At 56.8% G+C, this 12,725-nt stretch carries 16 protein-coding genes; 11 read left to right on the top strand and 5 right to left on the bottom strand.

All coding sequences use genetic code 11. The annotated features are described in order from the left end of the window. The first annotated feature begins 94 nt into the window (after positions 1 to 94). Complete coding sequence (locus tag GV827_RS13605; protein ID WP_164354364.1) at positions 95 to 379, top strand: hypothetical protein; 285 nt, start codon at positions 95 to 97, stop codon at positions 377 to 379. Here GV827_RS13605 and GV827_RS13600 read toward each other — a convergent pair. The 3 genes from GV827_RS13600 to GV827_RS13590 all read right to left on the bottom strand — a co-directional run bounded on the left by GV827_RS13600 (position 345) and on the right by GV827_RS13590 (position 2,853). Continuing rightward, a complete protein-coding gene (locus GV827_RS13600) occupies positions 345 to 914 on the bottom strand; it encodes a hypothetical protein (RefSeq protein ID WP_164354363.1) in 570 nt (189 codons plus the stop codon). The two genes, GV827_RS13605 and GV827_RS13600, sit on opposite strands and share 35 nt — an antisense overlap. An 89-nt stretch (positions 915 to 1,003) precedes the next feature. Next, positions 1,004 to 1,732, bottom strand: a complete 729-nt coding sequence (locus GV827_RS13595; protein ID WP_164354362.1) for an RlmE family RNA methyltransferase — start codon at positions 1,730 to 1,732, stop codon at positions 1,004 to 1,006. After that, a complete protein-coding gene (locus GV827_RS13590; RefSeq protein ID WP_164354361.1) occupies positions 1,732 to 2,853 on the bottom strand; it encodes a Ppx/GppA phosphatase family protein in 1,122 nt (373 codons plus the stop codon). The genes GV827_RS13595 and GV827_RS13590 overlap by 1 nt, the downstream gene beginning before the upstream one ends. Positions 2,854 to 3,367: 514 nt before the next feature. Between GV827_RS13590 and GV827_RS13585 the strand changes: the two genes are divergently transcribed. The 10 genes from GV827_RS13585 to GV827_RS13540 all read left to right on the top strand — a co-directional run bounded on the left by GV827_RS13585 (position 3,368) and on the right by GV827_RS13540 (position 10,938). Beyond that, complete coding sequence (locus GV827_RS13585; RefSeq protein WP_164354360.1) at positions 3,368 to 3,664, top strand: virulence factor; 297 nt, start codon at positions 3,368 to 3,370, stop codon at positions 3,662 to 3,664. Between the two features lie 13 nt (positions 3,665 to 3,677). Continuing rightward, positions 3,678 to 4,619, top strand: coding sequence for a methylenetetrahydrofolate reductase (locus tag GV827_RS13580; protein WP_164354359.1), 942 nt, complete (start codon positions 3,678 to 3,680; stop codon positions 4,617 to 4,619). A gap of 14 nt (positions 4,620 to 4,633) precedes the next feature. After that, positions 4,634 to 5,713: a methyltetrahydrofolate cobalamin methyltransferase gene (locus GV827_RS13575; protein WP_164354358.1), complete on the top strand. Its 1,080-nt coding sequence runs from the start codon at positions 4,634 to 4,636 to the stop codon at positions 5,711 to 5,713. 204 nt (positions 5,714 to 5,917) lie between these two features. Then, positions 5,918 to 6,193 (top strand): STAS domain-containing protein, encoded by a 276-nt coding sequence (locus GV827_RS13570; protein ID WP_164354357.1) that lies wholly within the window; start codon positions 5,918 to 5,920, stop codon positions 6,191 to 6,193. Then, positions 6,190 to 6,555 carry a response regulator gene (locus tag GV827_RS13565; protein ID WP_164354356.1) on the top strand — a complete coding sequence of 122 codons (366 nt, stop codon included), beginning with the start codon at positions 6,190 to 6,192 and terminating at the stop codon, positions 6,553 to 6,555. Before GV827_RS13570 ends, GV827_RS13565 begins: the two co-directional genes overlap by 4 nt. Before the next feature lie 9 nt (positions 6,556 to 6,564). Continuing rightward, positions 6,565 to 8,832: a chemotaxis protein CheA gene (locus GV827_RS13560; RefSeq protein ID WP_235930361.1), complete on the top strand. Its 2,268-nt coding sequence runs from the start codon at positions 6,565 to 6,567 to the stop codon at positions 8,830 to 8,832. After that, positions 8,829 to 9,287 carry a chemotaxis protein CheW gene (locus tag GV827_RS13555; RefSeq protein WP_164354355.1) on the top strand — a complete coding sequence of 153 codons (459 nt, stop codon included), beginning with the start codon at positions 8,829 to 8,831 and terminating at the stop codon, positions 9,285 to 9,287. Before GV827_RS13560 ends, GV827_RS13555 begins: the two co-directional genes overlap by 4 nt. Beyond that, positions 9,284 to 10,135, top strand: a complete 852-nt coding sequence (locus GV827_RS13550) for a CheR family methyltransferase (protein WP_164354354.1) — start codon at positions 9,284 to 9,286, stop codon at positions 10,133 to 10,135. Before GV827_RS13555 ends, GV827_RS13550 begins: the two co-directional genes overlap by 4 nt. Before the next feature lie 54 nt (positions 10,136 to 10,189). Continuing rightward, positions 10,190 to 10,576, top strand: a complete 387-nt coding sequence (locus GV827_RS13545) for a response regulator (protein ID WP_164354353.1) — start codon at positions 10,190 to 10,192, stop codon at positions 10,574 to 10,576. Between the two features lie 47 nt (positions 10,577 to 10,623). Then, positions 10,624 to 10,938: a hypothetical protein gene (locus GV827_RS13540; RefSeq protein WP_164354352.1), complete on the top strand. Its 315-nt coding sequence runs from the start codon at positions 10,624 to 10,626 to the stop codon at positions 10,936 to 10,938. 41 nt (positions 10,939 to 10,979) lie between these two features. Here GV827_RS13540 and GV827_RS13535 read toward each other — a convergent pair whose 3' ends face one another. Both GV827_RS13535 and cheB read right to left on the bottom strand, forming a co-directional pair. Continuing rightward, a complete protein-coding gene (locus GV827_RS13535) occupies positions 10,980 to 11,498 on the bottom strand; it encodes a chemotaxis protein CheD (protein ID WP_164354351.1) in 519 nt (172 codons plus the stop codon). After that, on the bottom strand, positions 11,495 to 12,589 hold the full coding sequence (gene cheB, locus GV827_RS13530) for a chemotaxis-specific protein-glutamate methyltransferase CheB (RefSeq protein ID WP_164354350.1): 1,095 nt from the start codon (positions 12,587 to 12,589) through the stop codon (positions 11,495 to 11,497). Before cheB ends, GV827_RS13535 begins: the two co-directional genes overlap by 4 nt. Between the last annotated feature and the right edge of the window lie 136 nt (positions 12,590 to 12,725).

Below are 12,725 nucleotides of genomic sequence, written 5' to 3'. Positions count from 1 at the left end.
CGTGGAGCATATCCCCAAATGGCCCCCTGACCGTCTTGGTCGGGCCATAATTTCCTGAGAATTCAGCGGCCTTACCAAGAAAGACCGCGCCTTTATGGATAACGTTGATAGATTTGGGACAACACGCCACGCCAAGTTCTTTGCCCTTTTGCGGCAAGAGCAGATGGGCCAGCGCCCGGCGGAAAAGGCCAAGGCGGCGTCGGCGCAATATCTTGACGACGCTGCGGCGGCTCAGATGATCACCCGTGCGGTGCGATCGCTCAACATGACACCAGGTGACGCCAAGCCTGAACAGCAGAGGGTGGCGGCCCGGCGGACCGCCCCTTTTTCAATCGGTCAGTGGATCAAAAGAACGCGCCTGCGTCCAAACCCACGGTGATCGCGCCAACAACAGCGCCGCTGACCGGATCTGTCACCGCATAGGACACCTGACCTTGATAGGTCTGGGTGCTTTCGTCCAGTTCGACTTCATCAATGAAAACAGAACCTGCGCCCTTGGAATACGTTTCCTGAAACTTTGCCTCGTCTCCTTGCCAATAGTCCGACGTGACACCGCTTGCTGCAACATTAAGCCCTTTGCCATCCATGACGAAAACCTCGGTGATCCGGCCACCCGATTTCTCAAGGTGTTCCCGCAAAAACGCTGACAGCGGCGCGTTCAGCACACCGTCGATCATCGGCGTGCTGGATTGCCCGACTTCGGCGCGCCAGGCATTATCGCGGGCGATGATGTCATCCTGACTGAGGCGGCTGGTCTGGCTGTTCTGTGCCGTGACGGCTGCGACAATCCGTGTGTCGTTAATCCAGGTCATCAGGTCATCGTAAATGTACTGAGACATCGCCGGGGGAACATCGGCGGCATTTGCCACGGGCGCCACCAGCACGGAAAGGGCGAAGAGTGTTGATCTGAGCATGAGAGTTCCTTCGAATGTGAGACTTGCGGCGTCAGCCACCGCGTGCGACGGCACACTAGGCCTCACATTTTAAGGACGGGTAAATCGGATCAGTCGTCAGTATCGCCACGGAAACCGGTGGCGACGACGAACTTTTCAGAGCTGTCAGACCGGCTCGCCGGTGGTTTGATGTTGGCCACCTTGGTGAAACGCTGTTTGAGCAGCTTTTGCAAATCGCCCTCCGTGCCACCGGCCAGCACCTTGGCAACAAAAGTGCCGCCTTCGTCCAGCACGTCAAAGGCAAAGTAAGCAGCCGCCTCACAAAGCGCGATAATACGCAAGTGGTCGGTCTGTTTGTGCCCCGAAGACGCGGCCGCCATATCGGACATCACCACATCTGCCTTGCCGCCAAGCCATTCCTTGACCTTGAGGTCTGCGTCATCCTCCATGAAATCGAGTTGGTGCAATTCGCAACCTGCAATTGGTTCCATTTCCTGCAGGTCGATCCCAAGAATGGTACCAACAGCCTTGCCGCCACGCTCGCCCAGCACGTTGCAGCGTTTGACCGCGACCTGACACCAGCCACCGGGGGCCGCACCCAGGTCCACGATCCGGGCACCAGGTACGAGGAAGCGGAACTTGTCGTCCAATTCCATAATCTTGTAGGCTGCGCGCCCGCGATAGCCTTCGGCCTGCGCCCGTTTGACATAGGGGTCGTTCAGCTGCCGTTGCAACCAGCGGGTCGAACTCAGCTTGCGGCCACGGGCGGATTTGACCTTGACCTTGAGTTCACGCTGCCCACGTCCGGACGTGTTTTTACCTGTCGGTGTCTTGGTCATCAGCTGACCCCCTCTTCCAATACGCCATCCGCGCTCATTTGTGCATACAGCAATCCTTCTCGCAGACCGCGGTCTGCGACGCTCATCCGGTCGGTTGGCCAGCAGCGCATCAACGCCTGCAGGATGGCCGCACCAGACATGATCAGGGCCGCGCGGTCCGACCCGATCCGGGGGTCCGCACGCCGACCTCCCGGACCCATCGCCAGATACGAATGGATCACCTTGTCAATCTGCTCGGATGTCATGCGCAACCCGTCGATCTTGGTCCTGTCATACCGCTTCAGTCCCAAATGGCTCGCCGCGACCGTAGTCACGGTGCCGGAAGTCCCGACAATCTGAAACCGCTCTTGCGGCTGGGCCGATTGATACGGAGTAAAATCCTGAAGATTTTCTTCGAAGAACCAACTCATCAGCGCAAAGCGGGCCGCATCGTCTTCGACGTCGTTGAACTGGTCGCGCAATGTTGCGACCCCAAGAGGCACTGAAATCCAGTCGACCACTTTTGCGGATGGCACGTCTGACGCGGCCTGCTTGAACCCGGAATGCAGGCGCATGATACTTTGTGCGCGTTCCCTCTTGGGTACTTTCGAGATGTCGATCCATACCAGTTCGGTTGAACCACCGCCGATATCCACCACCAACAGGTTTTCAGTCTTGCGGTTGACCAGAGGCGCACAGGAAATCGCGGCAAGCTGCGCTTCTTCTTCCGGTTTGATGATATCTAGCCGCAGACCAGTCTCGCGCTGAATACGGCGCATGAATTCTTCGCCGTTCAGTGCGCGACGGCAGGCTTCGGTTGCGACCAGCCGCATACGACTGACCTTGTTGCGTTTGAGCTTTTGCTGACAGATGCGCAATGCCTGAACGGTACGCGCCATTGATCCGCGCGACAATCGCCCGGTTTTCTCAAGCCCCGCCCCCAATTGGACGGATTTCGAGAAGCTGTCTACCACGTGAAAACCGCTCCCCTTGGGCTGAGCGATCAACATGCGGCAGCTATTTGTGCCCAGATCGAGGGCCGCATATAGCTCGGACGATCTGGACGGAACTGGCGCGGGGCTCAGAGCCGGTATGTTGTCCTTGTCGAGCGCGCCCGCACCTTTGGGACGCTGTGGCGCCATGGTTCGCGCCTTTCATATCGAGTTGACCTTAAGGTAGTGGCGGAAAGGGGTTCGCGCAAGCGCCAAGGTGTTGCAGGAAGGCGAAAATCGGAATGCCAGATAGGTGGCGCGATATTGCAGGATCAAACCTGCACAGGGGGCATCATTCGGCTAACGCAGACGATGTATCGCGCAAGAGACATTTCCTGTGCCGTGTCTAAGACTGTTGAGGACATCCGCCGAAGCCCGCCGTGGATCTGCGAAAGGCACATATCAAACTCAAAAAGCAAGGTCTTCAGGCGTGCTGCCAAGAGCAAGCCGCTGGTCGTAGTCAGTCGAAGCCTGCATTTGGCAAGCATGCGCTGCACCTCACGACGATGTTGAATATTTTGACCCTTCCGACCCCTTAAAGGCCGTCACCGGCTCCGCTAGGTAAGGGACGTCGCGGATGAAGTCCCGCAGGTCGAAAAACGGCACTGAGCCAGACGCCTCACCCGTTAGACACCGTTGAAAGCAAAGCCGAGGAATCACTCCAATGCCCGACGTCACAATCGTTTACTGGCGCGACATCCCCGCTCAGGTCATCGTTGGCAAAGGCCGGCGCGGATCAAAGCGGCAACTGCCGGAACGGTTTGAGCAGGCAATTGACCGGGCGGCAATGAAAGTGGGGGCCGAGGATACGGATGCCTATCTTGCTGAATGGCGCAAAGCAGAGCCGTTTCCCGTCGAGGGAGAACCAGACGCAGTGGCAGACGCCGAAGCGGCCCGTCTGGACGCAGAATATGACCGTGAGCGCATAAAAGCGCTGATTGCAAACGACGGCTGGGCCTGAGGCCCGGAGCCACATGATAAAGGATACCATCATGGCTTTGTTGAATTTCCGCCGCAAGGAAGCCCCTGCCGCCCCGATTGCAGGGGCAGAGATTGAAGCCCTACTGAAGGACTACTCCATCGAGGTAATGCCCCGCACCGCCGAGAAGGTCGAGGATTTCCGCGCATTGCTGCCCGGAGGCACCCGCGTCTACATCGCTCATATCGAAGGCACGCCCATCGAGGAGATGGTCGCCACAGCCAAACGACTAAATGCCGACGGCTACAAGGTTATGCCGCACTTTCCCGCAAGGATCATCAAGGACCGCGCGACATTGGCCGACTGGATCGCCCGCTATCAGGGCGAAGCGGACGTGCGCCAGGGGCTGCTGCTGGCCGGTGGTGTGGCGCAGCCTCTCGGTGAGTTCAGCGATTCCATGCAACTGATGGAAACAGGGCTTTTTGATGAGGCAGGGTTTACCCGTTTGCATGTGGCAGGCCACCCTGAGGGAAACCGCGATATCGACGCAACCGGCACCGCGAACGTCGACGCTGCGCTGAAATGGAAGAACGACTTCCAGACCCGCACCGATGCCGAGATGGCGATCGCGACGCAGTTCGCATTCGACGCCAAGCCAATCATCGGATGGGCTGACAGCTTGAAAGAAGCCGGGATCTCCCTGCCCGTTCACATCGGTATCGCCGGTCCTGCCAAATTGCAGACCCTGATCAAATTCGCCATTGCCTGCGGCGTGGGCCCGTCACTGAAAGTGCTGCAGAAACGCGCGATGGATGTGACCAAGCTGCTGCTGCCCTACGAGCCAACCGACGTCATCCGGGAACTGGCTCTACACAAGGCCGCGAACCCCGACTTCAACATCACCAACGTGCACTTCTTCCCGCTTGGCGGGATCAAGACCAACGCCAACTGGGCAATTGAAAACGGCGGCACCTCTGCCGTTCCTGCAAACGCCTGAACCAAGGACCTGAAATGACCCGCACCATCATCGAATCCAAAACCAAAACCGCCGTGATCGGCTTTGATGAGCCGTTCTGCGTCATCGGTGAGCGGATCAACCCAACGGGTCGCAAGATCCTTTCCGAAGAGCTGGAGCGCGGCGATTTCTCTCGTGTAGAGGCTGATGCCGTCGCCCAGGCCAATGCGGGTGCCACCGTTCTGGATGTGAACTCTGGTGCGGTGTTCTCGAACAAGATGTCCGAAGATCCCCGCTATGCCGACAATAACTTTGTCGAGCCGATGTTGATGCCGGAGTTGATCAAGCGTGTGCAAGCGGTCACTGACACACCGATCTGCATCGACAGCTCAGTGCCAGGCGCACTTGAGGCAGGTTTGGAAGCCTGCGAAGGTCGTCCGCTGCTCAACTCTGTCACAGGTGAAGAAGAGCGTCTGGAGCTGGTTCTCCCGCTGGTCAAGAAATACAACGTGCCGGTTGTCGCCATCTCAAACGATGATACTGGCATCTCTGAAGACCCGGATGTCCGGTTCGCCGTGGCGAAAATGATCGTGGAACGGGCCGCCGATTTTGGCATCCCCGCCCATGATATCGTGGTGGACCCTTTGGTGATGCCAATCGGGGCCATGGCCACCGCAGGCCATCAGGTCTTTACGCTGGTACGCCGCCTGCGCGAGGAACTGGGTGTGAATACTACCTGCGGTGCATCCAACATTTCTTTTGGCTTGCCCAACCGCCATGGCATCAACAATGCCTTCCTGCCGATGGCAATGGGTGCCGGGATGACTTCGGCCATCATGAACCCGGTGGCCCTGCCGGTAAACGCGGCCAAGATTGCTGAAAAGAAAGCGGAGTTGGATGCGCTCGGTGTTGTGCTGCCCGAAGGCATGGACGACGAAGTATTCGTGCAGCTTTTCGGGCTCGGCTCTACCAAGCCGCGGCCCGGCAAGGAAATGGAAGCGATCCGCGCCGCAAACTTCCTGTTTGACCGGGACCCGCATGGCGGCGAATGGATCAAGTTCAATAAGGTCGCTCCGAAAGCCGGTCAGGAAGGCCGTGGCCGTGCCGGGCGCACCGGTGGACGCCGCCGCGGATAACACAGCGACCTGACAAAGCATCGTTAAGGGGGCTTGCAAAATGCAGGCCCCTTTTTGACATTCCGCACTTGCGGCACAAAAAGTGCTCACAGACAGCAACGCAGTAACTCAGAATTAACGGGCCTCCCCCTAGAACCTGCGCATCCAACCAGATGCGGAGCCTTTCTATGACCCCTGCCTGTTCCTTGCCGATGGCGATGTCTGATGACTGATCCCGTGATGCCCGAAGGTAAGCTGGATTTGACAGCTGCGTCTGCTCTTCACGATCAGCTTCAGTCTGTCGCAGATCATGACGTCATCGTAAATCTTGAGAAGGTGACGATGATCGGTGCCCTTTGCCTGCAGGTGTTTATCGCCGCAGCCCGCAGCGCCAAGGCCGCAAACAGATCTTTCCAGATCATCAATGCACCGGACACCGTTTTGGCACAGCTGAAATCAATGGGTTTTACGCCCAAAAGCTTGGCGGAGGGCAGCGTATGACTCTTGAAATACTTGCAGTAGACGACAGCCGGACGATGCGCGACTTGATCAAACTGGCTTTGCTTCCTGAGGGGTTCACCGTTCACACCGCCGACGATGGTGTGCACGGAATTGAAGTCCTGAGCGGGATTGAACCGGACGCCATCATCACGGACATCAACATGCCGCGAATGGATGGTTTCGGCTTTATTGACGCAGTGCGTGATCAAAGCAAACACCGCTCAACCCCCATTCTTATGCTTACGACAGAGGCCGCCCCCGAGCTGAAGAAGCGGGCGCGTGAAGCCGGGGCGACCGGGTGGATCGTGAAGCCATTTGACCCCGAAAAACTGGTCAAAGCGCTTCAGATGGTTGCAGGATAGAGACGCGTCATGACCACTGATCCAATGGCCGAAATCCGCGCTTCGTTCTTTATCGAATGCGAGGAACTGCTTGAAGCACTGCAAGACGGTTTGCAAATGATGGATGAAGGTGAGGATGATCCCGAAACCATCAACATCGTTTTTCGGGCAGTTCATTCCATAAAAGGCGGTGCAGGCGCATTCGGCCTTGAAGCGCTGGTACGGTTTGCCCACCGGTACGAAACCGTTCTGGATGAAGTGCGCGCAGGCCGTCTGCTGGTCGACCCCGACGCGCTGAAGGTCTTTTTCCAGGCAGCCGACCACTTATCAGATCTTGTCCGGATCAGCCGCGATGAGGCGCCCTTGCCTGAAGAAGAAACCGTTCAACTGCTCGAAGCACTGGATGCCTTTCTGGGAGACACCCCGCCTGAAGAGGAGGCGGCCGAGGAAGATATTGACTTTCAACCAATGGGGTTGGCGCTTGATCTTGATCTGAATGGAGACGACGTCAGCGAAGACAGTGACGCGTTCCCTTCGCTTGATGACCTACCGCCACCACCAGACTTCAACACTGAAAATGACAGTGCCTCTGAGACTTACACGATCGTCTTCACCCCCAAAGCAGAACTTTTTGAGACCGGGAACGAACCATCTTTATTGCTGCGAAATCTGGGGGATCTGGGTGAAGCCCAAGTAGTTTGTGACGCTTCCGAACTACCTGACTTGGCCGACCTGACGCCAGAGTTGCCTCATCTAAGCTGGACAATCAACCTTGCTACTGACGCTGACGAAGGGGAAATAAGATCCATCTTCGAATTTGTCGAGGGGCTCTGCACGCTTGAAATCGCTGCGGGGAATGGTCCTGCGCATGCGGATCAAAATCACTCGGACATCCCTCATAATCTGCCGGAAATCACGCCACCTGAAACGCTTGGACCACCGCCAGAATCTCGCAGCGCTCCTTTTCCTGCCCCACAAAGTGCGCCGGCATCTTTGGCGTATGAACAGCAGACAGAAGAGACAACGCCAGCAGAAAGAGCTCCGGTCAAAGACAAGTCGGCAAAGCCAGCGGCCGCCCCTGCCGCCAAATCCGTCGTCCGCGTCGATCTCGACCGGATTGAACGGCTTGTCAATCTCGTAGGTGAGCTGGTGATCAATCAGGCTATGCTCAGCCAGAGCCCTGAACAATCAGGAATTTCGCCGCATTCCGACGCGATGAGCGGTCTGGAGGAATTCCAGCGGCTGACCCGAGACATCCAGGATTCCGTGATGATGATCCGGGCTCAGCCGGTGAAATCACTCTTTCAGCGCATGTCCCGGATCGTGCGCGAGGCCTCTGCTGCGGTCGGCATGGACGTACGCTTGCAAATATTCGGAGAGGCGACCGAAGTCGACAAGACCGTGATTGAACGGCTGGCTGATCCATTGACACATATGATCCGAAATGCGGTCGATCATGGACTTGAATCCCGGGACGACCGTATCGCAGCAGGCAAGGAACCGCAGGGGCGTGTGAACCTCACGGCCGCGCACCGGTCGGGCCGTGTGGTGATAGAGATCGCGGATGACGGTGCTGGCATCAACCGCCCAAAAGTTTTGCAGATCGCAATCGACAAGGGATTGATCGCACCCGACGCAAACCTCAGTGATAGCGAAATAGATAACCTATTGTTCCTGCCGGGGTTCTCAACTGCATCCGTAGTCTCTGACCTGTCAGGCCGTGGCGTTGGGATGGATGTGGTGCGTACGGCCATTCAGGCTTTGGGCGGGCGCATTACCATCACGTCTGAACCCGAAAAAGGCACCACCTTTTCAATCTCGCTCCCCCTTACGCTTGCCGTACTTGATGGCATGGTGGTCGAGGTGGCCGGAGAAACACTCGTCCTGCCGCTCAACCTTGTTGTCGAAACACTCACCCTTGAGAATGAGGGCGTCAAAATGCTGCGGCCCGGCCATAATGTAATCGAGGTTCGCAGCGGCTTCACGCCCCTGTTCGATCTAGGGCACGCGTTGGGTTACCGGGAGCCGGTGACAGATTTCGAAGGCTCCGTTGCCCTGCTGACCGCCCAAGAGGATGAAAGCAGAGCAGCACTGGTGATCGACAATATCCAGGACCAGCGACAAGTCGTGATCAAGGGGCTGGATGACAGTTTTCACCGCGCTCCGGGCATCGCTGCCGCGACCATTCTGGGTGACGGCCAAATTGCCCTGATCCTTGATCCTTCAGACATCATCGCAAACGCTGGCCCCATGCCGCGCACCTCCCCCGCCTATTCGTCAGAAGGTCTTTCCGCATGAGCACACAGACAGGACCCGACAGCATTGAACTGCTGACCTTTCGCATCGCCGAGCAGGAATACGCCCTCGATATCCTGTCAGTCCGGGAAATCAGGGGGTGGACCCACGCACCCCCCCTGCCCCATGCCCCCCATTACATGAAGGGCGTCATCAACCTCCGCGGCACCGTCCTGCCCGTGATGGACCTTTCGGCGCGTTTGGGCCTGCCAAAGCGCGAGCAGAACGCGCGCAACGTGATCATTGTCGTCAAGCTGGAAGAGACGATGACCGGGCTTTTGGTCGACGCCGTATCTGACATCGTGGCTATGTCACCAGAAGACATGCAGCCCCCGCCAGAACTATCCTCGGACATTGCGGAAGCAGTGGTCAGCGCGCTTACCTTGATAGATGAGCGGATGATCCGCGTCCTTGATCTGGCCTCAACCATCAACGTGCTTGAAGGCGTTGCGGCATGAATTCAGAGGTACACGGCTCAGCAGAACTGGACCCGGCAAGCTTCCGCGCGATTGCAGATCTTGCATACCGCGAAAGCGGCTTAACTCTGGTTGAAGAAAAAAGCTCGATGATCCGATCTAGGCTCCGGCACCGGTTGCGAGACCTGGGGTTATCCAGCTTCACCGCTTACAGCGATTTGCTGCGATCAGAAGCAGGACAGGCAGAACGACGGCATCTGATCTCTGCTCTGACAACAAATGTGTCCCACTTTTTCAGGGAAAATCATCACTTCGATACGTTGGTTCAGGAATTCGAAAACAGGCTTCCTGCCTTGCGCGCGGGTGGCGCGATGCGGATCTGGTCGGCGGGCTGTTCCAATGGCCAAGAAGCCCTCTCTGCCGCCATCAGTCTTTTGGAGCATACCCCAGACGCTGCGAAACTGGACATCAGAATTCTTGCCACGGATATCGATCCCGAAGTGGTTCAATTTGCGCGCAACGGCATCTACCCTGAGCGGTTCATGCGCGGGGTACCCGAAGGGATGATGACGAAGTACTTTGTTAAGGACCACTCGGACGATACCGAGCCCCATTACAAAGTCCGTCCAATTCTATCGGATATGATCCGCGTGAATGAATTGAACCTGCTGTCAGCATGGCCAATGACCAAGCGTTTCGATGTGATCTTTTGCAGAAACGTGGTGATCTACTTCGACGCCGCGACCCAGTCCCGCCTTTGGCCACGTTTTCGTGAAGCTCTGTCCCCTGACGGGATTCTATTTCTTGGTCATTCGGAGCGAATTTCAGAGCCCGGCACCTTTGGTTTCGAGTGTACAGGTCCGACAACTTACCGACCGCAAGCGCCTTAAGTGCGCTGAAGACCGTTCCAAACAAGACTTTCTCTTTTTCAAGGATGCTTACCCATGGCACTGCGCGATCAAATTCGAATTATGGTGGTGGATGATATGTCGACCAGTCGCGGCCTGATCACACAGGCTTTGGACGCTTTTGGCGTGCGCAATGTTGCCACAGCCGAGAACGGCAAGCAGGCTTTGCATGCACTGGCCAGCAAACCCGCACATCTTGTAATCTCGGACTATAACATGCCGGAAATGGATGGCCTGCAATTGCTGCACTATCTGCGCGCGTCCCCTAAAACACAGAAGGTTGGTTTCGTGCTGATCACCGAGCGGGCGGAACAGCAAATCATTGATCACGGCAAGAAACTGGGGATGAACAACTACCTCAAAAAGCCATTTCAACCCGATGACCTACGTAATTGTATTGAGGCCGTGGTCGGCAGGCTTTGATTAGCGAAGGTTCAACCGCATTATCATTGCCAGACCTGATGCGCCGGATGTCTGATCAGCTGGACGTATTGGCAAGTGATGTGCACGCCATCGAGCATGTGATCGGTGAGGAATTGGGGGCTGAATTAACAAAGCCATCCGCTGGGATCACCAGATTGCAACGATTGGATTTCATCCGTCAGTCGCTCGAAGACTTGGCACTTTTGTCACATTTGCTGTCGCAAGACTGCACAGGAGCAATGTCTCTCGATATTGCCTCCAGACTGCGGCTGGATGCGACAAAACATTTGCTGAACGCATCCGCGCCGCAACACGTGCAACCATTGAATCGGGCGGCAATCGGCGACGTCGATCTGTTTTAACAAAGGTCGGCCAGCCCCGTCACCCAGACCAGCAAGCAAATCTAGAACAACTCAAGCCCATTGCCTGAAGAAGGCTCCGCCGGCGGAGGCGGTGCCTCGACCTCAAGGCGCTGCTGGGCCTTGACGCGCACGGCACCAGTCGAAGGCGTGAAAACGACCTGCCGTGCATAGTTGCCACCAAGCGATTTTGCGACACATTCAATCCCTTCGCTTTCAAGATACTCCAAAGCAAAGGCACAGTTTTCAGGCCCAATATCAGACAACCCGGTGACCATCTGCGCATCGCCAAAGGCCTTTGATAACAGACGACTGCGCAATGCACCAAGCTTCAGAATGTCATTGATCAGCAGCTCCATCGCATTGATGCCCAACAGGTTTGAAGCCGTGGCCGGACTGTTGGATCTTGCGGCAAGCAGAATGTGGTTCATGCCACCAACCCCGGCGACAGGATCCCAAAGGCAACAAGCAACACATGACCCCAATAGGGTCGAGATGGTCGCGTTCGGGTCCGCACTTGTGCAATACTCACCCTGAGTGATCACGAGACGAGGTTGATTCATAAGTCCCTGCCCCTTGATCGCTTGGCGTGCTCCTCAACAGCGCGGTTGGTGGCCGCGCCGATCTGAGACAGCGGCAATTGTTCGCGCACCGCACCGGCCTCCCATGCAGCACGTGGCATACCGTAGACCACGCTACTGTCCGCATCTTGACCCAGTGTCAGGGCGCCTGACTGCTTCAGGTTCAGCATCCCATCGGCACCATCACGCCCCAGTCCGGTGAGTATCACGGCAACCACATCCCGGCTGAAGGGGACAGCTGACTGAAAAAGGGCATCTACGGATGGACAATGCAAATCACCCTCCGAGGGCGTAGAGAATCGGCACCGCCACCGACCCGAAGACTTGTTCACGCCAGTGTGTCGGCCAAGTCCGGGGGCCAGCCTGATCTGACCATAACCCAACAGCTCATCCTCGCGGGCAAGGGCGACATCCTGAGGCAACTGCCGGTTCAGCTTTTGGGAGAAACTGACCAGAAACGCCCCTGGCATATGCTGTACGATGACCACAGGCGGACCATTTGCAGGTAAATCCGCCAATACGCATTCAAGTGCTGCAACCCCACCCGTGGAGGCCCCGATCAGGATGATCGGCATTGACTTGGCTTTCTGGCTTAGCGGTGAGGGTGGAATGGCAGGTGCCTTGCTCAAAACCTGTACGGTACTGCAAGCCGCAGAGAAAACCCTGCGGGAAATTTCCCGACAAGCGCCTTCATCAGCAGCGGATGTTAGCTTCAAAATACAGTCAACCGCCCCCAGAGACAGCGCTGTGATTGTCGCTTCGGAATTGCTTTGCGTGGTACTGGATATCATCACAACCGGCATCGGGTGCAGCAACATCAGCTTTTCAAGAAAGGCCAGTCCATTCATGCCAGGCATTTCGATATCAAGTGTGATGACGTCCGGGTCTGTCTGCTTTATCACCTCCCGCGCGGTTGCCGCGCTGTCGGCTTCGCCAACGACCTCAAGCCGGGAGTCTTGTTCCAGAACGATCCGCAGCAATCCCCTTATCGTGCGTGAATCGTCAACGATCACGACCTTCTTTTTAACGTAATGGATATTCTGCAAAGGCAGGGGCCCTGCGTCATTGTGCATTTCGCGTTCCCGCTTTGCTCATAATACACCAGCCGAACGGGCAATGCGTGAGGCCGATGCCGACACATATGGATCAGAAGAATGAATGCAGGATTAAGCCATCTCCTACCGGCACAAATTCATTGGATTTAATCAG

This window comes from Sulfitobacter sediminilitoris (assembly GCF_010667575.1).
Classification (GTDB): domain Bacteria; phylum Pseudomonadota; class Alphaproteobacteria; order Rhodobacterales; family Rhodobacteraceae; genus Sulfitobacter; species Sulfitobacter sediminilitoris.
The sequence above is the reverse complement of the archived record's forward strand: the minus strand, read 5'-3'. Positions and strand labels throughout refer to the sequence as shown.